The 22687-nt window shown below is 65.4% G+C and carries 20 protein-coding genes and 1 pseudogene; 6 read left to right on the forward strand and 15 right to left on the reverse strand.

Annotated elements, in window-relative coordinates; all coding sequences use genetic code 11:
- Positions 1-70: 70 nt before the first annotated feature.
- On the forward strand, positions 71-394 hold the full coding sequence (locus ACOIX3_RS00110; protein ID WP_420967861.1) for a phosphoribosyl-ATP diphosphatase: 324 nt from the start codon (positions 71-73) through the stop codon (positions 392-394).
- Between the two features lie 35 nt (positions 395-429).
- Positions 430-1386 (forward strand): type I pantothenate kinase, encoded by a 957-nt coding sequence (coaA, locus tag ACOIX3_RS00115; protein ID WP_092126399.1) that lies wholly within the window; start codon positions 430-432, stop codon positions 1384-1386.
- A 174-nt stretch (positions 1387-1560) separates the two neighbouring features.
- Here the strand turns inward: coaA and ACOIX3_RS00120 are convergent, their stop codons facing one another.
- The 8 genes and pseudogenes from ACOIX3_RS00120 to rsmI all read right to left on the reverse strand — a co-directional run bounded on the left by ACOIX3_RS00120 (position 1561) and on the right by rsmI (position 10868).
- Positions 1561-3837 (reverse strand): response regulator, encoded by a 2277-nt coding sequence (locus tag ACOIX3_RS00120; RefSeq protein ID WP_420967862.1) that lies wholly within the window; start codon positions 3835-3837, stop codon positions 1561-1563.
- Positions 3838-3941: 104 nt separating this feature from the next.
- On the reverse strand, positions 3942-4460 hold the full coding sequence (locus ACOIX3_RS00125; RefSeq protein WP_420967863.1) for a hypothetical protein: 519 nt from the start codon (positions 4458-4460) through the stop codon (positions 3942-3944).
- A gap of 131 nt (positions 4461-4591) precedes the next feature.
- The gene (locus ACOIX3_RS00130; RefSeq protein ID WP_342725451.1) at positions 4592-6142 is read right to left on the reverse strand and encodes a YifB family Mg chelatase-like AAA ATPase; all 1551 of its coding nucleotides are present in this window, start codon (positions 6140-6142) and stop codon (positions 4592-4594) included.
- 104 nt (positions 6143-6246) lie between these two features.
- Positions 6247-6630, reverse strand: a pseudogene (locus tag ACOIX3_RS00135) (MBL fold metallo-hydrolase); the annotation flags it as partial.
- Between the two features lie 775 nt (positions 6631-7405).
- Positions 7406-8377 (reverse strand): MBL fold metallo-hydrolase, encoded by a 972-nt coding sequence (locus ACOIX3_RS00140; RefSeq protein ID WP_420967864.1) that lies wholly within the window; start codon positions 8375-8377, stop codon positions 7406-7408.
- 189 nt (positions 8378-8566) lie between these two features.
- Positions 8567-9514 (reverse strand): glutathione synthase, encoded by a 948-nt coding sequence (gene gshB / locus ACOIX3_RS00145; protein WP_223971408.1) that lies wholly within the window; start codon positions 9512-9514, stop codon positions 8567-8569.
- Positions 9515-9544: 30 nt separating this feature from the next.
- Positions 9545-9928, reverse strand: coding sequence for a YraN family protein (locus ACOIX3_RS00150; RefSeq protein ID WP_166212917.1), 384 nt, complete (start codon positions 9926-9928; stop codon positions 9545-9547).
- Entirely contained in the window at positions 9915-10868 is a 954-nt protein-coding gene (rsmI, locus tag ACOIX3_RS00155; protein ID WP_420967865.1) for a 16S rRNA (cytidine(1402)-2'-O)-methyltransferase, read from the reverse strand. Before rsmI ends, ACOIX3_RS00150 begins: the two co-directional genes overlap by 14 nt.
- 324 nt (positions 10869-11192) lie before the next feature.
- On the opposite strand from rsmI, the gene ACOIX3_RS00160 reads away from it, so the two are divergent.
- Positions 11193-12407 (forward strand): penicillin-binding protein activator, encoded by a 1215-nt coding sequence (locus tag ACOIX3_RS00160; RefSeq protein ID WP_420967866.1) that lies wholly within the window; start codon positions 11193-11195, stop codon positions 12405-12407.
- Positions 12408-12499: 92 nt separating this feature from the next.
- Here the strand turns inward: ACOIX3_RS00160 and hemW are convergent, their stop codons facing one another.
- From hemW to rph, 3 genes are read right to left on the reverse strand one after another with little or no spacing between them, the layout of a single operon-like run.
- A complete protein-coding gene (gene hemW, locus ACOIX3_RS00165) occupies positions 12500-13657 on the reverse strand; it encodes a radical SAM family heme chaperone HemW (protein WP_229171222.1) in 1158 nt (385 codons plus the stop codon).
- Positions 13644-14279 carry an RdgB/HAM1 family non-canonical purine NTP pyrophosphatase gene (rdgB, locus tag ACOIX3_RS00170; protein ID WP_420967867.1) on the reverse strand — a complete coding sequence of 212 codons (636 nt, stop codon included), beginning with the start codon at positions 14277-14279 and terminating at the stop codon, positions 13644-13646. The genes hemW and rdgB overlap by 14 nt, the downstream gene beginning before the upstream one ends.
- A gap of 11 nt (positions 14280-14290) precedes the next feature.
- Positions 14291-15004: a ribonuclease PH gene (rph, locus tag ACOIX3_RS00175; RefSeq protein ID WP_021078183.1), complete on the reverse strand. Its 714-nt coding sequence runs from the start codon at positions 15002-15004 to the stop codon at positions 14291-14293.
- 174 nt (positions 15005-15178) lie between these two features.
- Between rph and hrcA the strand changes: the two genes are divergently transcribed.
- Together hrcA and grpE are read left to right on the forward strand one after the other, a co-directional pair.
- A complete protein-coding gene (hrcA, locus tag ACOIX3_RS00180) occupies positions 15179-16267 on the forward strand; it encodes a heat-inducible transcriptional repressor HrcA (protein ID WP_420967868.1) in 1089 nt (362 codons plus the stop codon).
- Between the two features lie 163 nt (positions 16268-16430).
- Positions 16431-17036: a nucleotide exchange factor GrpE gene (gene grpE / locus ACOIX3_RS00185; protein WP_420967869.1), complete on the forward strand. Its 606-nt coding sequence runs from the start codon at positions 16431-16433 to the stop codon at positions 17034-17036.
- 45 nt (positions 17037-17081) lie between these two features.
- Here grpE and ACOIX3_RS00190 read toward each other — a convergent pair whose 3' ends face one another.
- From ACOIX3_RS00190 to ACOIX3_RS00205, 4 genes are all read right to left on the reverse strand, one after another.
- Positions 17082-17507, reverse strand: a complete 426-nt coding sequence (locus ACOIX3_RS00190; RefSeq protein WP_420967870.1) for a VOC family protein — start codon at positions 17505-17507, stop codon at positions 17082-17084.
- Positions 17508-17574: 67 nt separating this feature from the next.
- Complete coding sequence (locus tag ACOIX3_RS00195; RefSeq protein ID WP_420967871.1) at positions 17575-18417, reverse strand: helix-turn-helix domain-containing protein; 843 nt, start codon at positions 18415-18417, stop codon at positions 17575-17577.
- Between the two features lie 24 nt (positions 18418-18441).
- Positions 18442-19152 (reverse strand): bifunctional nicotinamidase/pyrazinamidase, encoded by a 711-nt coding sequence (gene pncA, locus ACOIX3_RS00200; RefSeq protein WP_420967872.1) that lies wholly within the window; start codon positions 19150-19152, stop codon positions 18442-18444.
- A gap of 97 nt (positions 19153-19249) precedes the next feature.
- A complete protein-coding gene (locus tag ACOIX3_RS00205) occupies positions 19250-20185 on the reverse strand; it encodes a hypothetical protein (protein ID WP_420967873.1) in 936 nt (311 codons plus the stop codon).
- Positions 20186-20759: 574 nt separating this feature from the next.
- Between ACOIX3_RS00205 and dnaK the strand changes: the two genes are divergently transcribed.
- On the forward strand, positions 20760-22661 hold the full coding sequence (gene dnaK, locus ACOIX3_RS00210) for a molecular chaperone DnaK (protein WP_097671378.1): 1902 nt from the start codon (positions 20760-20762) through the stop codon (positions 22659-22661).
- Positions 22662-22687 lie beyond the last annotated feature (26 nt).

The following is a 22687-nucleotide window of genomic DNA, read 5'->3' on the forward strand; positions in this document are numbered from 1 at the left end:
CAAAAATGCTAAGTCCCCACTTAGGGGATGGCACCTTGGCGGTGCCGGTGCGCATGCTTGAGTTGAGTTGATGTCGCGTTTCACGATCCACGATCTGGCCGCTACCATCGACGCCCGCGCTGCAACGGGCGGCGAGGCGTCCTACACCCGCAAGCTGCTCGACAAGGGCGCGGAGCACTGCGCCAAGAAATTGGGCGAGGAAGCGGTCGAGACCGTGATCGCCGCGGTCGGGAATGACCGCGATCATCTCATCGCGGAAAGTGCCGATCTCGTATTTCACCTGCTGGTTCTGTTGAAATCACGCGGCGTGAAGCTGGAGGATGTCGAAGCCGCGCTGGAGAAGCGCACCTCGATGTCGGGACTGGAAGAGAAGGCGGCGCGCAAGCGCGACTAGCGCACATGATCGAGCGCATTGACAGGGGCGGCCTCATGGACATCCGGGCACCAGATCAGCAATACAACCCCTACCGCACCTTCACGCGCCAGCAATGGTCGCATTTGCGCGACGATACGCCGATGACGCTCGAGCCGGGCGAGTTCGACCGCCTGCGTTCGATGCACGACCGCCTCGATTTGCAGGAGGTCGAGGACATTTATTTGCCGTTGTCGCGACTGCTGTCGATCTATGTCGATGCGACCCAGCGGCTGTATTATTCGCAGCGCCAGTTCCTCAACATCCGCGACCGCAAGATGCCCTATATCGTCGGCGTCGCCGGCTCCGTCGCGGTCGGCAAGTCGACCACGGCCCGCGTGCTGCAGGCGCTGCTGGCGCGCTGGTCGCCGCGGCCGAAGGTCGACCTGATCACGACCGACGGTTTCCTGTTTCCGAATGCCGTGCTCGAGCGGCAGGGCATCATGCAGAAGAAGGGTTTTCCTGAGAGCTACGACCTGCCGACGCTGCTGTCGTTCCTCAGCGACATCAAGGCTGGACGGCGCCGCGTGCGTGCGCCGGTCTATTCGCATCTGACCTACGACATCGTGCCGAACAAATGGGTCGAGATCGACCAGCCGGACATCCTGATCGTCGAGGGCGTCAACGTGCTGCAGACCGGGCGGCTGCCGCGCGACGGCAAGGCGGTGCCGTTCGTCTCCGACTTCTTCGATTTCTCGGTCTATATCGACGCCGACGAGTCCGCGCTGCGGCAGTGGTACATCAAGCGCTTCCTGGCGCTGCGTGACACCGCGTTCACCGATCCGAGGTCCTACTTCCACCGCTACGCGCTGCTGTCGGACGAGGAAGCGACCGCAACCGCGATCGCGATCTGGGAGCGCACCAACCTTGCCAATCTCGAGGACAACATCCTGCCGACCCGGCCGCGCGCGACGCTGATCCTGAAGAAGGGCGCCGACCACGTGGTGCAGTCGGTCGCGCTGCGGCGGCTGTAGCTATCACCGCATCTCAGTGAACGAGCACATCCACAGCTGTCGTCCCTGCGAAAGCAGGGACCCATAACCACAGGTTTCTGTGATTTGTAGGGCTGTGGCCGCAGCGGTGCGCAGAACCAAATTCGGTGGTTATGGGTCCCGGCCTTCGCCGGGACGACGCGGAGTTTGCGGCTACTACGCCGCGATATGCCGCGCAGCGGCGAGGCCCGCGAGCGCTTCCTCGAGCTTCTCGCGGTCGAGTGGCTTGATCAGGAAGCCATCCATGCCGGCTTCGAAGCAGGCGTAGCGATCCTCCACCAGCGTGTTGGCGGTCAGCGCCAGGATCGGCGTCCGGCGTCCGGACTGGCCGGCCAGCCCGCCGGACTCTTGGGCGCGGATCTGCTTGGTGGTCTCGATGCCGTTGAGGCGCGGCATCTGGATGTCCATCAGCACGAGATCATAGGGCGTGCCGGCCGACGTCGCCGAGAGCCAGGATTCCATCGCCTGCTCGCCATTGGTTGTTATGACGACGGTGTGGCCGAGCCGGGCGAGCAGCGAGCGCATCAGGAGCGCGTTGATCTCATTGTCTTCCGCAACCAGGATCGAGAGCCCCTCGTGTGGTGGCGCGGCCGCCGGCGCAGTGGGCGCGGACTCCGTGACCGTCTCGATCGCAAGGTTTGGCATTGCAAGGCTTGGTGCGGCGATTTCGGGTGACGCGGTCAGGCGGGCGGCGAGCGACGACGCGCGCAGCGGCTTGACCAGATAGCCGGTGAACACGGCTGCCTCGGAGGCCGAAAGGTCCTGCCGCGTCGCCGGCGTGACCATCACGATGCGATGGGTTGCGTGGATGCGAGCCGCGTTGGCGAACGCCTCGATCGCCGGCGTGCCGAGCGTGTGATCGATCAGGACCGTGTGCCAGCTCCGCTCCGGCAGCAATGCCTCGGCGACATTGGCATCCGACACGATGCAGGTCTGCGCGCCCCAGCGCTGCAGCCGCCGCGAGATCAGCGAAGCCTCGATGCTGTGCGGTGCGACCAGCATGATGGATTGGCCGGCGAGGTCGGGCGTTGTGAAGCCATTGGCCTCGCCGGTGTCGGCGGCGGCCAGCGGGATCGAGACCTCGAAGGTCGAGCCCGCGCCCGGCGTGCTTGCGAGCGAGATCCGGCCGCCCATTCGCTTGACGATGCGGTCGCTGATCGAAAGGCCGAGGCCGGTGCCGCCATAGCTGCGCGCGATGCGGTCGTCGGCCTGCTCGAACTCCCGGAAGATGCGCTGCTGGGCTTCCGGTGCGATGCCGATGCCGGTGTCGCGAACCAGGAAGCTGATCTCGTTCGGCCAAATGCCGGGCTCGACGATCAGCGCGACGCCGCCGGTCGCGGTGAACTTGATGGCATTGCCGGCGAGATTGAGCAGCACCTGACGCAGCCGCGCGGCGTCGCCGGTCACCTGCATCGGCAGCCGCTCGTCGACATAGGCGGCGATCTCGATGCCCTTGGCCTGCGCGCGGGGCGCCAGCAATTCGGTGGTGTCCTCGATCAAGCCGGACAGCGCGAAGGCGCGGTGTTCGAGATCGATCTTGCCGGCTTCGATCTTGGAATAGTCGAGCAGCTCCTCGATCAGCGCCAGCAGCGCGTCGCCGGAGGTCTTGACCGCCTTGACGTAGGTCGTCTGCTCCGGCGTCAGCTGGGTGTCCATCAGCAGCCCGCTCATGCCGATGATGCCGTTCAGCGGGGTGCGGATCTCGTGGCTTGCCATCGCAAGGAAGCGCGATTTGGCGCGGTTGGCGGCGTCGGCCTGATCGCGGGCTTCGGCCAGCGCGCGCTCGCTTTCGGTGCGGTCGGTGACGTCGCGGCCGACGCTCTGCATCTCGGCCGGCGCGCCGGCATCGTTGCGCACGAGGCCCTCGCGCCAGGCGATCCAGCGCGGCCCGTGCGGTCCGTCGATCTTCTGGTCGTAGACCCGCGTGCCGTTGGATTCGAGCGCGGTGTCGCCCTGCTCGAGCACCTTGAGGGTGGCGGTGCTGCCGATCAATTCGCCGCGGGGGATCTGCGCCAGCTCGCAATAGGCGTCGTTGGCGTAGGTGATGAGGCCGTCGAGGTCGCGCAGCACGATCAAATCGTCCTGCGCCTCGAACAGGGTGGAGGCGCGCTGTTCGGCCTCCTGCAGTTCCCAGTTGCGGTCGGCCATCGCCTCATTGTGCATGACGATGGTGCGCAGCCTTCTGCGCATCAGCCGCAGCCGGATGCCGAGCGTCACGATCCAGAGACAGGCGAGCGCGAACAGGAAGCTGACGCCGATCGCGAATGAATTGGGATCGTAGCCGCTGTGCGGCGAGAGGGCGCCGGAGATGAATCCGAAGGCGCCGCCGAATGCGACGGAAAAGATCGTGAAGGAACGGACGATCGTCGCGACCCAGGAATGGCGTCGCAGGAAGCGGCGAAGGCGTAACTTGATCCGGAAGAAACGCCCCATCAATGGTGGCCCTGAGAGTGCTTGGTCTGGCGATGACGATGCGTCGGCCACCTTGAAAAGTGCTTGAGGTTGGTGGCCGTTTCGCGCCACCCCTCGGAACAGGGTTAGCGGGGAGTTAACTCCGCCATTGTCTGGTCGGGGAAGCGCGCGTGCGGCGCGAGCGATGCCGCTTCGAGGCGGCGGTGTCCGCCGCGGGCGCTGACGATCAGGGCCGCGGCATCGCGCACCGAGAACGTCTTCGACTGCACGTAGACGCGGTAATCGAACGGACCGTCATGGGAAAGATAGATGATCGGGCCGGTTGCGGTCGGCGTGCTGGAAATCCCGATCAGCTGCGGCACGGCGTTGCTCTCGCAGGCGCCGGTCTCGGCATCGTCGATGTCGTCGATCACAGTGAAGTCGGCGGCCTCGGCGCTGTCGGCGACCCGGACCCGGACGGTGGCAAGGCCGGGGTCGTCGGTGAAGCTGACGTGAAGCTGCGCCTGCCAGGGGACCGATGCGATCTGCATCGTGGCGCCGCCGATCTCGATGCAGGGCTGAGGACCCGGCAGGAATTCAACGCGGGCGAATACCGCGGCCACGGCAAGGGGGACCACCGAGGCCAAAACCTTCATACGCAACATGACACAACTCGCTCGACCCAAGCCTGCCGCGGATCGCGGTGCTTATGGTTTGCGGAGCGTAAATGAGAGTGGTTACCGTCGCGTTGACGCGGATGATTCCGGCATGAATCGGGACAGTGCTGCGGTTCGAGTCACGCCGCGCGGCGCAAATCGTCGGCCAATGCACGATAGGACAGCGCCTCGGCGAGGTGCAGCCGGCCGATCGTCTCGGCGCCGTCGAGATCGGCGAGCGTACGCGCCACCCGCAGCACGCGGTGATAGCCGCGCGCGGTGAGGTGCATGTTCTCGGCCGCCTCGCGGAGCAGCTTCTGGCCATGCGCGTCCGGCTGCGCGATGGTCTCGAGCAGCGCGCTCGGCGCTTCCGCATTGGTACGGACATGCGGCATGCCGGCCGCCGCGTAGCGCGCGAGCTGGATGTCGCGCGCGGCCGCGACGCGTGCGGCGACCTCGGCCGAACCCTCCGCCGGCGGCGGCAGGATCAGATCCGCTGCGGTGACGGCCGGCACCTCGATCCGCAGGTCGATGCGATCCATCAGCGGGCCGGAGATCCGCATCTGGTAGTCGGCGGTGCAGCGGTCGAGCCGGCCGCGCTTGCAGGAATAGCCGGGCTCGTAAGCGTGGCCGCAGCGGCACGGGTTCATCGCCGCGACCAGCATGAAGCGCGCCGGATAGGTGACGCGATGGTTGGCCCGGCTCACCGAAACCTCGCCGTTCTCCAGCGGCTGGCGCAGCGAATCCAGCACCCGCGGATCGAACTCCGGCAATTCGTCGAGGAACAGCACGCCCTGATGCGCGAGCGAGATCTCGCCCGGCTTGGCGCGCATGCCGCCGCCGGTCAGCGCGGCCATGCTGGCGGAATGATGCGGGCTGCGGAACGGGCGCCGCGCGGTCAACGCGCCGTCGCGGATCTCGCCGGCGACGGAGGCGATCATCGAGACCTCGAGCAATTCGGACGGCGACAGCGGCGGCAGGATCGAAGGCAGCCGCGCCGCCAGCATCGACTTGCCGGCGCCGGGCGAGCCGATCATCAGCAAATGGTGTCCGCCGGCGGCCGCGATCTCGAGCGCGCGTTTTGCACTCTCCTGGCCCTTGATGTCGCGCAGGTCGAGCAGCGCTTCCTCGCGCGCCTCGTTTTGATCTTGCACCTTCGGCTGCGGCCGCGACAGCAGCTGCGTGCCCTTGAAGTGATTGGCGATCTGGATCAGCGAGTGGGCTGCGATGATCTGGATGTCCGGGCTCGCCCAGGCGGCCTCCGAGCCGCAGGCGGCGGGACAGATCAGCCCCTCGTCGCGCGAATTGGCGCCGATCGCGGCGGGTAGCACCCCCGCCACCGGTGCGATCGAGCCGTCGAGCCCGAGCTCGCCAAGCACGGTGAAGCCGCTCAGCGCATCCGGCGGGATCGCCCCGATCGCCGCCATCAGGCCGAGCGCGATCGGCAGGTCGTAATGGCTGCCCTCCTTGGGCAAATCGGCCGGCGCGAGGTTGACGGTGATGCGGCGGGCGGGGAGCGCGAGGCCGGAGGCGATCAGCGCCGAGCGCACCCGCTCGCGTGCCTCCGACACCGCCTTGTCGGGCAGGCCGACGATCGCAAAAGCCGGCAGTCCCGGCGCGACCTGGACCTGTACGTCGACCGCACGGGCCTCAATCCCCTCGAATGCGACGGTGGAAACCCGCTGGACCATGCTGCCCCTATCTTCCGCCACCCAAGGTAGCGGAGCGGGCTGCCCAGCGCAAGAACATTAAGGGAACATCCGGGGACGACGCGCGCCGCCCCCGGATAGTGCCGTCACAGCGTCATCTGCATCGGTTCCGGATAGTAGTGGAAGCCGTCGCCGGCCTTGGCGACGTGGCCGTAGCCTGGCCAGGCGAAGTGATAGGACATCACCGGCGTCTTGTTGGCGGCCAGCATCTCCAGCAGCCTGACCCGTGAGTTCGCCGCCTGCTTCGGATCGGTGTCGTAGGAGAACTCCATCCGCGGCCGCTCCAGCAGCAGCACCGCGTGATGCGAGAGGTCACCGAGGAAGGCAAAGGACTTGCCGCCTGAGCTCACCAGGAAGATGGAGTGACCCACGGTGTGACCGGGTGCTGCGATCGCCGTCACGCCGGGCAGGAATTCCTGGCCATCCTTGAAGAACACGATGCGATCGCGCACCGGCAGCAGGTTCTTGCGGGTGATCTAATTATCGATTCTGATTCCGAGATAAACTTCTACGCACAGCAGACGAAGAAGTTAGAACTCATATCGAAAGATGTCGGAAGAATTTACGACCTGAGGACTGCGGCTAACGGCTATCTGATCGGGTCTGAGCGAGGACTGTTTAGATTAGATAAGGACGGCAGTACGTGGAAGGTGACTTCCATGCGTTCCGGTGAGATCTATAGATTATATGACCTCAGCTCTGATGGGTGGTTGGTCGATGCAGAGACCGGTCTGTTCCTTGTGGAACCGCGTTTGCAGAGCGTCGTGAACTTGTCGGGACCCTCCACTGTGCTGCAGGTAAAAAGCATGGCGTCTGCTGGGTGGTATGTGAGAACAGAAGCGGGCATGCACCATATCGCTTCAGGATCAAAAAGACTCGCACCGATAACGCCCTCTTCAACGACTTGCCGTCTGTCGACCCATTTCAAGAGAGAATGCCGCGCAATCTCGCTGCAATAATTCCGCATCCAATTTGAGTTGGGATACAAATCCGTCAGCAGTCCGGCGGTTCTTCGCGGCCAAATTCCGACCATTCAACCCAAGAATTTTGTCTCGACGTTTTGCCTCGGCCAATGCTGCCTTCGTTCGTTCTGAGATCAGCCTCGATCCCCTCGAATGCGACGGTGGAAACCCGCTGGACCATGCTGCCCCTATCTTCCGCCACCCAAGGTAGCGGAGCGGGCTGCCCAACGCAAGAACATTAAGGGAACATCCGGGCGACTGGCGCCGCCCGGATGCGCCGCCGTCACAGCGTCATCTGCATCGGTTCCGGATAGTAGTGGAAGCCCTCGCCGGCCTTGGCGACGTGGCCGTAGCCGGGCCAGGCGAAGTGATAGGACATCACCGGCGTCTTGTTCGCGGCCAGCATCTCCAGCAGCTTGACCCGTGAGTTCGCCGCCTGCTTCGGATCGGTGTCGTAGGAGAACTCCATCCGCGGCCGCTCCAGCAGCAGCACCGCGTGATGCGAGAGATCGCCGAGGAAGGCAAAGGACTTGCCGCCCGAGCTCACCATGAAGATGGAGTGACCCACGGTGTGGCCGGGCGCTGCGATCGCGGTCACGCCGGGCAGGAATTCCTGGCCGTCCTTGAAGAACACGATGCGGTCGCGCACCGGCAGCAGGTTCTTGCGGGCGTGCACGATAAAGTCCTTCAACGGACTGCCCATCTTGCCTTCGTCGGTCCAGAAATCGAGATCGCTCTGTGCGATGTAGTACTGCGCATTCGGGAACAACGGCTTGTCGTCGGCGCCGACGATGCCGCCGATATGATCGATATGCGCGTGCGACAGCACGACGGCGTCGATGTCCTCCGGCTTGATGCCGGCTTCCTGCATGCTCTTCTGCTGCCGGCCGGTGGTCGGACCGAAGGCCTTCGAGGTACCCATGCCGGTATCGAACAGGATCAGCCTGTCGCCCATGTTGACGATCGGTGAGTTCTGCTCGAGCACGACATTGTCGGGCGAGAGGAAATTGTCGGAGAGCATCTTCTTCACTTCTTCCTTCGGCACGCCGGTGAAGGTGCCGGAGGGATCGCCGAGCGGAAGCGGGCCGTCGGAGACGACGGTCACTTCGGCATCGCCGAGAACGAAGCGGTGCCAATAGGGAGTCTGCGTGCCGAGCTTCGGCGCGCGTGCCTGTGCAGTGCTGCCGAGAAGTGTGCTGGCGCCGAGACCGGCACCGAGCGCGAGCAAGGATCGTCGTGAGACATTGAGCGTCATAACGTCTTCCTCCACAATTTTTATGATGTTTTCGCGTTGTTGCCCGCGTTGGCCCGCCGCTTGACCTGACGCAGGCAAGAGAATGCTGCCCTCGCCCGCGCAAGCTGGCAAGTAGAATAAGGCGAACGCACACGCGCCCGTACGCTGGCTAGATTTCAGCCAGCCAGTGCAGCGCACAAGGGAGGAGGATTATTTCGCGGCGCGCTTCTTCTCGATGGTATCCCAGATCATCGCTGCGACATCGGGGCCATTGAGCCGCTGAATGGCGCGGATGCCGGTCGGCGAGGTGACGTTGATCTCGGTCAGATTGCCGTCGATCACGTCGATGCCGACGAACAGCAGGCCGCGCTCGCGTAGCGCAGGTCCAAGCGTGGCGCAGATTTCGCGCTCGCGATCCGAGAGCTCGGTCGCCTTGGCCGCACCGCCCCGCACCATGTTGGAGCGCAGATCGTCCGCCGCCGGCACGCGGTTGACGGCGCCGGCGAATTCGCCGTCGACCAGGATGATGCGCTTGTCGCCGTGCTTCACCTCGGGGAGGAAGCGCTGGATCACCCAGGGCTCCTTGAAGGTGACCGAGAACATGTCGAACAGCGAACCGAAGTTCATGTCCTGCGGCATCACGCGGAACACCGCGGCGCCGCCGTGGCCGTGCAACGGCTTCATCACGACGGCGCCGTGCTGGTCGCGGAAGGCGTTGATCTCGTCGAGGTCGCGCGAGATCAGGGTCGGCGGCATCAGCTGCGGGAAATTCATCACGAACAGCTTTTCCGGCGCGTTGCGCACGCTGGCCGGATCGTTGACGACCAGCGTCTTCGGATGGATGCGCTCCAAAAAGTGCGTCGAGGTGATGTAGGCGAGATCGAACGGCGGGTCCTGCCGCAGCAGCACGACGTCGAAGCCGTTGAGAGCCTCGCGCTTCGGCTCGCCCAGCGTGAAGTGATCGCCGACCTCGTCGCGCACGGTGAGCGACTGCACTGGGGCCACCAGCTCCTCGCCGCGCAGCGACAGCTTGTCGGGGGTGTAGTAGGAAATGCCGTGGCCGCGCTTCTGCGCCTCGAGCAGCAGCGCAAAGGTCGAATCGCCGCGGATGTTGATGCGCGCGATGGGATCCATCTGGACGGCGATCTTCAATTTCATAAGCGTGTCCCGCGAGGTCTGAGGGTAACTTTAAGGGCTTGCGTCGAATGCCGCTAACAGATGGCGCGGCAGGCTCTTCGGCGCAATCAGCACGGCGTCGAATCTGAGATCAAATTCGGCATGTTCGGGATGCGCCATCAGCCAGGCCTGGGCGGCATTGACGATGCGCTGCTGCTGGCGCGGCGTAACCGCATAGGCGGCGTCGTCGAGGCTGGCCCGGGCCTTGACCTCGACGAAGGCGAGTAGATTGCGCCGGCGCACCACCAGGTCGATCTCGCCATAGGGGGTGCGGAAGCGCCTTGCCAGGATGCGATAGCCCTTGGCGATCAGGAGGGCCGCGGCGCGGCTTTCGGCCGAGATGCCGGTGCGGAACGCGGCGACGCGTTCGGGCGAGGCGCTGTCAGTCTTCGCCATCGCCGTCCCCGATGGTCTTCGCGAGCTCCAGCGCTCGGGCGTAGACCTCGCGGCGCGACCGGCCCGACAGCTCGACCGCGTGCGCCACCGCATCCTTGACGCTGCCGCGCGCGAGCTGCGCGCGCAACAAATCGTCGAGCGCGTCCTGGCCCATCACGCCGGCATCGTCAGGCGGCGGCCCGATGACGAGCACGAACTCGCCGCGCGTCTCCAGCGCGTCGGCGCCTGCCGCAAGCTCGGCGACCGTCGCGCGCTTGACCTCTTCGTGCAGCTTGGTCAGCTCGCGGCAGATCGCGGCATCGCGTCCAGCCATGATCGCGGCGAGGTCGCGCAGCGTGTCCTGCACCCGATTGCCGGATTCGAACATCACCAGCGTCGCATCGATCCGGGCCAGCTCGGTGAGCCGCGCGCGGCGCGCGTGCTCCTTCGACGGCAAAAATCCCTCGAAGAAGAACCGGTCGGTCGGCAGTGCCGCAACCGACAGCGCGGTCAGCACCGATGACGGTCCAGGCACCGCGATGACGGCATGCCCGGCGGCGCAGACGTCGCGCACCAGCTTGAAGCCGGGATCGGAGATCAATGGCGTGCCGGCGTCCGAGACCAGTGCAATCGCAGCACCCTGCGCCAGCCGTTCGAGGATCTTGGGCCGGGCCTGCGCCGCGTTGTGCTCGTGGTAAAGCGCGAGCTCGGCGGTGATCGCGTAACGCTCGGTCAGCCGGCGCGTAATCCTGGTGTCCTCGCAGGCGATGACGTCGACGCCCGCCAGCGTCTCGAGCGCGCGCAGGGTGATGTCGGAGAGATTTCCGATCGGGGTCGCGACCAGATGGAGCCCGGGCCTGGCCTTTGGCGCTGCCAGCTGCTGGCCGCCGATCGAAAAGGTTTTGGCTGCAGCGCCCGTCGAGGCATCCGAATGGTGGAGGGAACTGGCTTTTGCGCGCATAATGCCAATCTAGAGCGTTTTCGAGCGAAGTGGGTACCGGTTCGCGTGAAGAAAACGCGTCAAACTTAGAATCTAGAGCCCCGTTCCGATTCAATCGGAACGGGATAAGCTCTAGAGGGATGGCAGCGCTTGCGCCACATCCGCAAATGGCGGTGACGGAACGCCGCCTGAGGGGAGGGAAATGGAGGCCGCGGCAACGGCGCCGCGGGGCCATAATCCTTTTGTTTTAGTTAACTATTCGCCGACAATATGCCTGAATCCACCCGCCTCATCAGAGCTGGATGGAGTCCTGGCCGATCCTGGTCGGTCAAGAGAAGAGAGACGATGGCAGGCCCGCATCACCGCACGTCCCCGCCGTCGGGCACGACCCGGCGAACCGCGCTTGGTCTGCTCGTGGGCGCGCCGTTGCTGAGCGCCTGTTCCGGCATCCAGCAGAGCCTGAGCCAGTTTTCCAGCCCATTCGGCGGCAACCAGGAAGCCGGTCCGGCCGGCCCGCCGCAACAGCCGCAGGCGGTCGGCACCGGGCAGGTCAAAATTGGATTGATTTTGCCGCTGTCGGCTTCCGGCAATGCCGGGCTCGCCGCGCAGTCGATGCGGAACGCCGCCGAAATGGCGCTCGCGGAATTTCAGAATCCGAACATTCAGCTCCTGATCAAGGACGATGGCGGCAGCCCGCAGGGCGCGGCGCAGGGCACCCAGCAGGCGCTGTCCGAAGGCGCCGAGATCATTCTGGGACCGCTGTTCGCAGGCTCGGTGCCACCCACCGCGCAACTGACGCGGCCGCGCGGCACCTCTGTGATCGCATTCTCCACCGATTCGAGCGTCGCCGGGCACGGCGTCTATCTGCTGAGTTTCCTGCCGGAGTCCGACATCAACCGGATCGTCGACTATTCCGCCGGGATCGGAAAACGCTCGTTCGCCGCGATGGTGCCGGACAACGCCTACGGCAACGTGGTCGAGGCCGCGTTCAAGCAGGCGGTCGGCCGCAAGAACGGCCGCGTCGTCGCATTCGAGAAATATGGCGCCGATCGCGCGACGCCGGCGCGGACCGTGGCGCAGGCGCTCGGCCAGGCCGATGCGCTGCTGCTCGCCGACGACGGCGATTCGGTGGTCGCGACCGCCGATGCGCTGACCGCTGCCGGCGCCAATCTGCGCAACATCCAGCTGCTCGGCACCGGGCTGTGGGACAATCCGCGGGTGTTCGCGAGCCCGGCCCTGCAGGGCGGCCTCTACGCCGCGCCCGATCCGTCCGGTTTCCGCAGCTTCGCCGGCCGCTATCGCGCCAAATACGGCGGCGAGCCGGTGCGCACCGCAACGCTTGCCTATGACGCCGTGGCGCTGATGGCGGCGCTGGCGCGCACCCAGGGCGCGCAGCGCTTCGCGCCGGAGACGCTGACCAATCCATCCGGCTTTGCCGGCATCGACGGCCTGTTCCGCTTCCGCTCCGACGGCACCAATGAGCGCGGCCTTGCGGTCATGAAGGTGGCGTCCAGCGGCAGCACGCCGGTCGCAGGCTCGCCGAAGAGTTTTGGCGCCTAGTTTTCGTCAGGCGGTCAAGCTGCCTTGTCGAGCGCCGGAACCCGCCGGCTACTTTGCATGGGGTTGTTTTCGATATTTTGACGGCGTTCGTTCTAGGCCGCGAGATCCGCGACGACAGCGTCGAGCACCGGGAATCCCGACTTCGTCACGCGTAGCCGTCCGTCGGCATCGACGGCGATGGCGCCTTCCTCGCGCAGCATCGCGATCCGGTGCGGATCAAGCTTTCGGCCGGAAAGCTTCGCATAGCGGCTGGGATCGATGCCTTCGGCGAGCCGCAGCCCCATCAGCAGGAATTCGTCGGCGCGTTCTTCGCTGTTGAGGCTGTCATCGGTGACGACGCCATGGCCGCGTTCCTCGACGTTCAACAGCCAGGCCTCGGGGCGCCGCTCGGTCGCGGTCGCGTGCCTGACGCCGTCGATGTCGAGCCGGCCATGCGCGCCGGGGCCGATGCCGGCATATTGCTCGCCGCGCCAATAGACGAGGTTGTGCTTGCACTCGGCGCCGGCGCGGGCGTGGTTAGAGATCTCGTAGGCCGGCAATCCCTCGCGGGCGCAGACCTCCTGCGTCACGTCGTAGAGCGCGCGCGCGGTCGCTTCATCCGGGGTCTGCAATTTGCCGGCGGCATGCAGCCCGAAGAACGGCGTGCCTTCCTCGATCGTGAGCTGATAGAGCGACAGATGCTCGGCCGCTTCCGAGATCGCCTGCTTCAATTCGTCGGCCCACATCTGCGGCGTCTGGTCGGGCCGCGCGTAGATCAGATCGAACGAGTAGCGGTCGAACGCAGAGCGCGCGATCGCAACCGCGTCGAGCGCCTCGCGCGCGGTATGCAGGCGGCCCAATGCCTTCAGCGAAGCATCGTCCAGTGCCTGCACGCCGAGCGAGACGCGATTGACGCCGGCTGCGCGATAGCCGCGAAAGCGCGTCGCCTCAACGCTGGTCGGATTGGCCTCGAGCGTCACCTCGACGTCGCGCGAGACCTGCCAGTGCTTGCCGATCGCATCGAGCACGGCGCCGACGGTCTGCGGCTGCATCAGCGAGGGCGTGCCGCCGCCGAGGAAGATCGAGGAGACTTCGCGTCCCGGCACCCGCGCGGCCGTGGTCTCGATCTCGCGGGCGAACGCGCGCACGAAGCGCGCCTCGTCGACCGGCGCGTGCCGGACGTGGCTGTTGAAATCGCAATACGGGCATTTGGACAGGCAGAACGGCCAGTGCACGTAGACGCCGAAAGCTTCTCGTTCAGCGTGGCTCAAGGCAGATCTCCGCGAGCTTCACGAAGGCGCGGGCGCGATGCGACAGGCCGAGTCCGAGCGGCGGCAGGCCGTGCTTCTCGATGCTGCTCATCTCGCCAAAGGTCCGTGTGTAACCGTCGGGCAGGAACGCCGGATCATAGCCGAATCCGGCGGTGCCGCGCGGCGGCCAGACCAGGGTTCCGTCGGCGCGGGCCTCGACCTCTTCGAGGTGATCGTCGGGCCAGGCCACGCACAGCGCCGAGACGAAGTGAGCACTTCGGCGGTCCGGCGCGGTTGCGCCGCGCTCCTGCAGCAGGCGCTCGATCCGCGTCATCGCCGCCATGAAGTCCTTGCCCTCGCCGGCCCAGCGCGCCGAGTAGATCCCGGGCGCGCCGTCGAGCGCGTCGACCACGAGGCCGGAATCGTCGGCGAAGGCCGGCAGTCCCGTCGCCTTCGCCGCGGCGATCGCCTTGATCGCCGCATTGGCGCGAAAGTTGTCGCCGGTCTCCTCGGGCTCGGCGAGGCCGAGCTCGCCGGCCGACACCGCCTCGACGCCGTGCGGCGCCAGCAGTTCCCGCATCTCGGCAAGCTTGCCGGGATTATGGGTGGCGATGACGAGCCTTCCGGTGATTCGGCGGTGCATGACCAATCTGACTACGCCACCGCGATCTTTTGCAAGTCGACCAGACGCGCGACACCTTTGCGCGCCAGGGCCATCAGCGCCAGGAATTCGTCTTGCGAGAACGGCGTCTTCTCGGCGGTGCCCTGCACCTCGATGATGCGGCCGTCGCCGGTCATGACGAAATTGGCGTCGGTATCGGCCTCGGAGTCCTCGGCATAATCGAGATCGAGCACCGGCGTGCCCTGGTAGATGCCGCAGGAGATCGCCGCCACATTGTCGCGCAACACGTTGGTCTTCAGCATGTTGCGGGTCTTCATCCAGTTGATGCAGTCGGCCAGCGCCACCCAGGCACCGGTGATCGAGGCGGTGCGGGTGCCGCCATCGGCCTGGATGACGTCGCAATCGACCGTGATCTGGCGCTCGCCGAGCGCCTCGAGGTCGACGGCCGCGCGCAGCGAGCGGCCGATCAGCCGCTGGATCTCGACCGTGCGGCCGCCCTGCTTGCCGGCGGAGGCCTCGCGGCGGGTGCGTTCCAGGGTGGCGCGCGGCAGCATGCCGTATTCGGCGGTGACCCAGCCGCGGCCCTGGCCCTTGAGCCAGGGCGGCAACCGCTCTTCCAGCGTGGCGGTCACCAGCACATGGGTGTCGCCAAACTTCACCATGCAGGAACCCTCGGCATATTTGACGACGCCGCGTTCCAGCGACACGGGACGCAGTTCATCGGGCGCACGGCGGCTTGGCCGCATTGGAAATCCTCCAGAATTCCGAGAAAGTGGGTTGGGCGTGCTTGTAGGAGGGGGAAGGGGCAGCGGCAAGGGTTTTCGGCCCCGGTATGGTCCGGTGCCAGGGGGGCCGAATGCATGCTTGTCACCGGCCTCCGGGAGCGACAGATTAGGCAGCAATTGTGAAGGACTGGGAGTGTGACGCACCACGATCCGATAGGCCTGATCGCGCCGCATGCCGGGCTCGCCCAGCTTAACGAGCGTTCGCGCGACATTTTTCGTCAAATCGTCGAAAGCTATCTCGCGACCGGCGAGCCGGTCGGTTCGCGCAACATCTCGCGCTTGATCGCATTACCGTTGTCGCCGGCCTCGGTCCGCAATGTAATGTCGGACCTTGAGCAGCTCGGCCTGATCTATGCGCCGCACACCTCGGCGGGCCGGCTGCCGACCGAACTCGGCCTGCGTTTCTTCGTCGACGCCCTGATGCAGGTCGGCGACCTCACCGAGGCCGAGCGGCAATCGATCCAGACCCAGCTTGCGGCGGTCGACCGTGCGCAATCGGTCGAGGCAGCGCTTGGCGAAGCGTTGACGCGGCTGTCGGGGCTGACCCGTGCCGCAGCGGTGGTGCTGACGCAGAAGTCGAATGCGCGGCTGAAGCACATCGAATTCGTGCGGCTGGAGCCGGAGAAGGCGCTGGTCGTGCTGGTCGGCGAAGACGGCCAGGTCGAAAACCGGGTGCTGGCATTGCCGCCGGGCGTTCCCTCCTCGGCCCTGATCGAAGCGACCAATTTCCTCAATGCGCGGATCCGTGGCCGGACGCTGGCCGAAGCGCGGCTCGAGCTCGAGACCGCATTGACGCAGAACCGTGCCGAGCTCGATCAGCTCACGCAAAAGGTCGTCGCGGCCGGCATCGCGAGCTGGTCCGGCGGCGCAAATGAGGACCGCCAGCTGATCGTGCGCGGTCACGCCAATCTGCTCGAGGATCTGCATGCGCTGGACGATCTCGAGCGGATCAAGTCGCTGTTCGACGATCTCGAGACCAAGCGCGGCGTGATCGATCTGCTTGGCCGTGCCGAGCGCGGCGAGGGCGTGCGGATCTTCATCGGTTCGGAGAACAAGCTGTTCTCGCTGTCGGGTTCCTCCACCATCATCGCGCCATACGGCGACGCCCAGGGCCGGATCGTCGGCGTGCTCGGCGTGATCGGACCGACGCGGCTGAACTATGCGCGGGTGATCCCGACCGTCGATTATGCCGCGCGCATCGTCAGCAAGATGCTGGGCGGCTGACCGGAGCGGATTTCGCTTTCATTTGACGGTTTTCGTTGCTCAAGCCGGAGGTCCCTGTTCCCGAAGCCGGTATGTTGCGCTTGATTTTCGCCGCTCAAAGCACGATATCCCGGGCAGCAATCCCCAAGATTTGAACCGACGCGAGTTTTCGAGAAGGCAAGCCATGACCGATCCGAACCGGGCCAATGACAACACCGAGAATTCGGCGCCGACGGGTGAGCCCGTGGTCTCGAAGCCCTACATCATGCCTGACGATCCCGAGGCGGGATCGACCGAGGCGCTGACCAAGGAGCTCGCCGAGGCGCGCGACCGGACGCTGCGTACGCTGGCCGAGATGGAGAACCTCCGTCAGCGCACCCGCCGCGAGGTTGCCGACGCCAAGACCTATGGCATCACCGGCTTCGCCCGCGACGTGCTCGATATCGCCGACAATCTGCAGCGCGCGATCGATGCCGTGCCGGCCGAGACCAAGGAATCCGCCGATCCCGGCCTGAAGGCGCTGATCGAAGGCGTCGAGCTGACCGAGCGTTCGCTGCTCAACGCGCTGGAGAAGAACGGCGTCAAGAAGTTCGATCCGATCGGCGAGAAGTTCGATCCGAACTTCCAGCAGGCGATGTTCGAGGTGCCGGACACCTCGGTGCCGTCGGGCACGGTGGTGCAGGTCGTGCAGGCCGGCTACATGATCGGCGAGCGCATCCTGCGTCCGGCGCTGGTCGGCGTCTCCAAGGGCGGCGCCAAGGCCGCGCCGAGCGCCGACTTCACGGTCTGATTGCTGCGACGCCGGCCCTGAAGCTGTGAGCTTGCCGCTGTCGTGTCACGATGGCGGCTTCTCATGAGCCTTCGGCCAATAGGTGCCGAAGCTCCAGAGATTTCCTTCCGGGTCACGGCAGGCGAAATCACGACTGCCATAGTCGGTGTCGCGCAGTTCCATTTCGATCTTGGCGCCCGCCGCCCGGGCCTTCGCATGCAGGGCGTCGGGATCGTCGACCGCGATGTAGATTGAATCGGTGCGGCGGCCGGTGGCATCGCCGACCAGCCTGCCATAGGCATCGTCGCGGCTCTGGCCCAGCATCAGCATCGAGGAACCGTAGGCGAGCTCGGCGTGGTGGATCACGCCGCCGTCGCGGTAGACCACGTGCTCGGTGAATCCGATCACCGTCTTGAGCCATGAGATCATCGCCTCGGCGTCCTTGCAGCGCAGGGTCGGGTAGATGCGCGGGGGGTCGATGTCGTGCGTCATGTCACAGGCCTCCTTGGCTGATCGTGCCATCCTGCACGAGCCGATGCGGCTTCGGCTTGAAGGTTTGTTACCAGTCCTCGGAACGAACCAGCCGGCCACCGGTCAACGCCTGGCGGCGCGCCCATGCCGTTGGCGGTTCGCCGGCGAATTCGACGAATTCGCGGGCGAGGTGGGCCTGGTCGGCATAGCCGCTTTCCGCGGCGATCCCAGCCCAGCCGAGCCTGGATCCGCTTTGCGCAAGCCGGCTCGCCCGATGAAACCGCATCATGCGCGCCAGCGATTTGGGCGCGATGCCGAGCTCGGACCGAAACCGGCCGACCAGATGCTTGCGGCTCCAGCCGATCTCGCCGGCCAGTGCCGCGATGCTGATGGCGCCGGCCGAACGCGCCAGTCGTCGATAGGCGAACGCGATTTCGGGAGACGGCGTGTGGCCGGCGCGGCGAAGCACGAAATCCTCGATCAGGTCGAAACGGCGCTGCCAGCACGTCTCGGCGCCGAGACGCTCGCGCAGGCGATGACCCTCATGCCCAAGCACGTCCTCGATATCGATCATGCGTCCGGCAAGCTCGGTCACGGCGCCGCCGAAGAAGCTGTAAGCACCGAGCGGGGTGAAATCCACCTGCACGCAGGCGGCGTGGCCATCGGACTCGATGTAGACCGGTCCCGCATAGAGACCGGCAGCAAAGCTCTGCTGGCGGTCGTTCGCTTCAGGTTCGCGCCCGAGCGCGATCAGAAATGGGGAGCCGAAGCTGATGATCAGCGGCACGATCAGCGGCGCGGTCTGTCGCTGCGCGAACCGGCCGGTCGCGGTCTCGCGATAGCCGGTCATCGCGGCAATCAGTCCCGCGGTGCGCAGCGATGGTGCGCGCTGCAGGAATTCAAATGCGACGGGCGGCGCAAACTCGGCCATGCGAATCTCGCGCGAGGCGGCCTCTTACCCGATATCCGACGACTGGATCCGCTTGACGCCGGCCTTGTCCATGTCGGCCCAGGCCTTGGCCAGCGATCCCTGCGTGTCGATGCCGCGGCAGGCGTCCTCCACGACATAGGTTTCGAAGCCGGCCTTGCGCGCATCGAGCGCGGTCCATGCCACGCAGAAATCGGTGGCGAGCCCGGCCACGAAAACCCGCTCGACATTGCGCGCCTTCAGATAGGCGGCGAGCCCGGTGGTGGTCTTGCCGTCGGCTTCGGTGAAGGCGGAGTAGCTGTCGACGTCCTTGTGAAAGCCCTTGCGGATGATCAGCTCGGCCTGCGGGATCGCGAGCTCCTTCGACAGCGAGGCGCCGTCGGTGCCCTGCACGCAGTGGTCGGGCCACAGCACCTGCTTGCCGTAGGCGAGGTCGATGGTCTCGAACGGCTTCTTGCCGGCATGGACCGAGGCAAACGAGACGTGGCCCGGCGTGTGCCAGTCCTGCGTCATCACCACATTGGCAAAGCTCTTGGCGATCTTGTTGATGACCGGCACGACCTGCTCGCCGTCCTTCACCGCGAGACTGCCGCCGGGCAGGAAGCAGTTCTGGACGTCGATCACGAGCAGCGCGGAGCCATCGTCGGGCTTGATCGCAGCCGCCCAGAGACTCCTGGGAACCAGGGTTGCAAGCGCCAACGTGCCGAGGCCTGCAACTATCTGTCGTCGATCCAACATCGCGCCCCTCCTCGCTTTGATACCGCGCGAGGAGGCTAGTTCCGTTCGGCGAACGACGAAAGTGGGATTTTTCCGACCGGCCTTGCGAAGGGCCCGATCAGCCGCGCGGCTGGATGCCGTCGCGGACCGCGCGAAAGCGCGGGAAGGCGGTCTCCCAATCGGTGCGCGGCGAGCTGCCGATGATCCGCACCGATGTCTGCGCGCCGAACCGCAGCCACTGCACGATGGTCACCGGGGTGTTGTCCTTGCCGCTGATGGCGTCGATCCGCGTTTCGAAGCCGGGCTGGCCGTCGATCCGGATCGGTTCGGACATGGTGATCCGCCCGTCGCGCACGCCGGGGATCGTGGTGGCGATCTGCTGGGCAAAGCGGCCGCGGTCGTCGGGCGTGGCCGGCGCCGAAGCGATGACGCCGAGCAGCATGAAGGGCTTGGTCTCGAGGCCCTTGTCGTCGCCGTCGGCCATCAGCAGCGCAGCGCCCGGCGCCAGCATCCGGATATTCTTGAAATTGCTGAGCTCGGTGACCTTGAACGGCATCATGGCGAGCTGTTCGTCGACCGGCACCTCCTTGCGGATTTCGGCGGAGGCGAACATCTGCCGGACGGCGTCGTCGGTGTAGATCTTGCCCGCGTTCTCCGGCACCTGCACCGCGACATAGCCGGAGAAGGTCGGCCCCGGCAGGATCATGGAATAGCGCCGCACGTTGCTGGCGCCGTCGCGGGCGCTCTCCACGGTATAGTAGGCGAGGCCGGCCGGCGTCTCGAGGCTCTCGGGCTTGATGTTTCCGGTGCCGGCCGGGTTGGCCTTGAAGGCCGTCACGACCTCGTTGTAGGCGTCCGCGGGCAGGTCGGCGATCAGGACCTTGACGCCCTGGTCCTCGGTCTCGAAGCCGATGAAGGATTTGGCGCGGATGAGGCCCACCAGCGGTTTCATCCCGACATGCGCCCCCGGCGGAAACACCACGTCGGCGGCAAAGCCATGACAGGTGGCAGCAATCAGCAAGGCAACCGCAACGAGAACTCGAAAAGGCGTCATGGGGGATCTACCGGTTTTGCTTGGTGGCCGCGCAACGGGGCCGGTGCAGGGCTGGATGGCCTCTTCAGTCGGACCGCTTTTAGCGGTTTTGATGGCCCTGCAACAGGCCGCCAAATCTCCGCTCCAGGCCAGCCGGTTCGATTCCATGGGCTTTTCGCCTTGATTGGCGGGCACTTTCCAGTTTCCCGAGGTTTCCAGGAACGACCACCTGCGGCCGCCAGCGGCCAAACAGCGCGCCCTCGACCCGTGCGCCGCTCTCGCATACGACGTTTGTGAGCGTTCACTCAACAGCGCTGACGTCGCGCCGTTGACGTCGCGGTCGACGGCGGGCGGCATTCTTGCCGATTTGTTAACTCGGTCTGGGCTTGAACCGGTGCCGCGGCCGGACTGACACAATCTTTCAAACGTCAGTCTTTTCAGGCCTCAACGTTGCGTCCAGTCCTTGCGGGCAGGACCCTCTCTCCTATATCAGGCTCACCGTCGCAATATCGCGAGTATGTGAACGTCTGGGGGTTCGGTACGGAGCGCCGTCAGGGCCCAACCAACCTGCCGTAGCAAAGAGGATATCAAAACCATGGGTAAGGTCATTGGGATCGACCTCGGCACCACGAATTCGTGCGTCGCCGTGATGGATGGCAAGAACGCCAAGGTGATCGAGAATGCCGAGGGCATGCGAACGACGCCGTCGATCGTTGCTTTCACCGACGATGGCGAGCGCCTTGTCGGACAGCCGGCGAAGCGCCAGGCGGTGACCAATCCCGAGCGTACGTTCTTTGCGGTGAAGCGCCTCATCGGCCGCCGCTATGACGACCCGATGGTCGAGAAGGACAAGAAGCTCGTTCCCTACAAGATCGTCAAAGCATCGAACGGCGATGCCTGGGTCGAAGCCGACGGCAAGACCTATTCGCCCTCGCAGGTCTCGGCCTTCATTCTGCAGAAGATGAAGGAGACCGCTGAGGCGCATCTCGGCCAGAAGGTCGATCAGGCCGTCATCACGGTTCCTGCTTATTTCAACGACGCGCAGCGTCAGGCCACCAAGGACGCCGGCAAGATCGCCGGCCTCGAAGTGCTGCGCATCATCAACGAGCCGACTGCCGCCGCGCTCGCCTACGGTCTCGACAAGACGAAGGCCGGCACGATCGCCGTGTACGATCTCGGCGGCGGCACCTTCGACGTCTCGATCCTCGAGATCGGCGACGGCGTGTTCGAGGTGAAGTCGACCAACGGCGACACCTTCCTCGGTGGTGAAGACTTCGACATGCGCCTGGTCGGCTACCTCGCCGACGAGTTCCAGAAGGAGCAGGGCATCAACCTGCGCAACGACAAGCTCGCTTTGCAGCGCCTGAAGGAAGCCGCCGAGAAGGCCAAGATCGAGCTGTCGTCGACCACGCAGACCGAGATCAACCTGCCGTTCATCACGGCCGACCAGACCGGTCCGAAGCATCTGACGATGAAGCTGACCCGCGCCAAGTTCGAGGCGCTGGTGGCCGACCTCGTCGAGAAGACCATCGAGCCGTGCCGCAAGGCGCTGAAGGATGCCGGCCTGACCGCCGGCGAGATCGGCGAAGTGGTGCTGGTCGGCGGCATGACCCGCATGCCGAAGATCCAGGAAGTGGTGAAGCAGTTCTTCGGCAAGGAGCCGCACAAGGGCGTCAATCCCGACGAAGTCGTCGCGATCGGCGCTGCGATCCAGGCCGGCGTGCTGCAGGGCGACGTCAAGGACGTGCTGCTGCTCGACGTGACCCCGCTGTCGCTGGGCATCGAGACGCTGGGCGGCGTGTTCACCCGCATCATCGACCGCAACACCACGATCCCGACCAAGAAGAGCCAGGTGTTCTCGACGGCCGAAGACAATCAGGGCGCCGTTACCATCCGCGTCTTCCAGGGCGAGCGTGAAATGGCGGCCGACAACAAGATGCTCGGCCAGTTCGACCTGATGGGCATTCCGCCGGCTCCGCGCGGCATGCCGCAGATCGAGGTGACCTTCGACATCGACGCCAACGGCATCGTCAACGTCTCGGCCAAGGACAAGGCGACCGGCAAGGAACAGCAGATCCGGATCCAGGCATCCGGCGGTCTGTCCGAGGCCGACATCGACAAGATGGTCAAGGACGCCGAGGCCAATGCGGCCGAGGACAAGAAGCGCCGCGAGGCGGTCGACGCCAAGAACCATGCCGACGGCCTGGTTCATTCGACCGAGAAGGCTTTGGCCGAGCACGGCTCGAAGATTCCGGAGACGGATCGTCGCGCCATCGAGGACGCCGTCAGCGACCTCAAGGAAGCGCTGAAGGGCGACGACGCCGAGGCGATCAAGGCCAAGACCAACACGCTGGCGCAGGCTTCGATGAAGCTCGGCGAGGCCATGTACAAGCAGCAGGCCGAGGCCGATGCGGCCAAGGACGCTGCAAAGGATGACGTTGTCGACGCGGAGTTCACCGAGGTCGACGACGACAAGAACAACAAGAAGTCTGCCTAAGCGGGCTTGCGATCATGACCCTCACA

It is taken from the genome of Bradyrhizobium sp. B120, from assembly GCF_049075665.1.
In the GTDB taxonomy this organism is placed as follows: Bacteria; Pseudomonadota; Alphaproteobacteria; order Rhizobiales; family Xanthobacteraceae; genus Bradyrhizobium.

Bases quoted from the DNA above. Each gene is read 5' to 3' on its own strand.
- ACOIX3_RS00110 (WP_420967861.1), top strand. From the start codon at position 71: ATGTCGCGTTTCACGATCCACGATCTGGCCGCTACCATCGACGCCCGC.
- coaA (WP_092126399.1), top strand. From the start codon at position 430: ATGGACATCCGGGCACCAGATCAGCAATACAACCCCTACCGCACCTTC.
- ACOIX3_RS00120 (WP_420967862.1), bottom strand. From the start codon at position 3,837: ATGGGGCGTTTCTTCCGGATCAAGTTACGCCTTCGCCGCTTCCTGCGA.
- ACOIX3_RS00125 (WP_420967863.1), bottom strand. From the start codon at position 4,460: ATGTTGCGTATGAAGGTTTTGGCCTCGGTGGTCCCCCTTGCCGTGGCC.
- ACOIX3_RS00130 (WP_342725451.1), bottom strand. From the start codon at position 6,142: ATGGTCCAGCGGGTTTCCACCGTCGCATTCGAGGGGATTGAGGCCCGT.
- ACOIX3_RS00140 (WP_420967864.1), bottom strand. From the start codon at position 8,377: ATGACGCTCAATGTCTCACGACGATCCTTGCTCGCGCTCGGTGCCGGT.
- gshB (WP_223971408.1), bottom strand. From the start codon at position 9,514: ATGAAATTGAAGATCGCCGTCCAGATGGATCCCATCGCGCGCATCAAC.
- ACOIX3_RS00150 (WP_166212917.1), bottom strand. From the start codon at position 9,928: ATGGCGAAGACTGACAGCGCCTCGCCCGAACGCGTCGCCGCGTTCCGC.
- rsmI (WP_420967865.1), bottom strand. From the start codon at position 10,868: ATGCGCGCAAAAGCCAGTTCCCTCCACCATTCGGATGCCTCGACGGGC.
- ACOIX3_RS00160 (WP_420967866.1), top strand. From the start codon at position 11,193: ATGGCAGGCCCGCATCACCGCACGTCCCCGCCGTCGGGCACGACCCGG.
- rdgB (WP_420967867.1), bottom strand. From the start codon at position 14,279: ATGCACCGCCGAATCACCGGAAGGCTCGTCATCGCCACCCATAATCCC.
- rph (WP_021078183.1), bottom strand. From the start codon at position 15,004: ATGCGGCCAAGCCGCCGTGCGCCCGATGAACTGCGTCCCGTGTCGCTG.
- grpE (WP_420967869.1), top strand. From the start codon at position 16,431: ATGACCGATCCGAACCGGGCCAATGACAACACCGAGAATTCGGCGCCG.
- ACOIX3_RS00190 (WP_420967870.1), bottom strand. From the start codon at position 17,507: ATGACGCACGACATCGACCCCCCGCGCATCTACCCGACCCTGCGCTGC.
- ACOIX3_RS00195 (WP_420967871.1), bottom strand. From the start codon at position 18,417: ATGGCCGAGTTTGCGCCGCCCGTCGCATTTGAATTCCTGCAGCGCGCA.
- pncA (WP_420967872.1), bottom strand. From the start codon at position 19,152: ATGTTGGATCGACGACAGATAGTTGCAGGCCTCGGCACGTTGGCGCTT.
- ACOIX3_RS00205 (WP_420967873.1), bottom strand. From the start codon at position 20,185: ATGACGCCTTTTCGAGTTCTCGTTGCGGTTGCCTTGCTGATTGCTGCC.
- dnaK (WP_097671378.1), top strand. From the start codon at position 20,760: ATGGGTAAGGTCATTGGGATCGACCTCGGCACCACGAATTCGTGCGTC.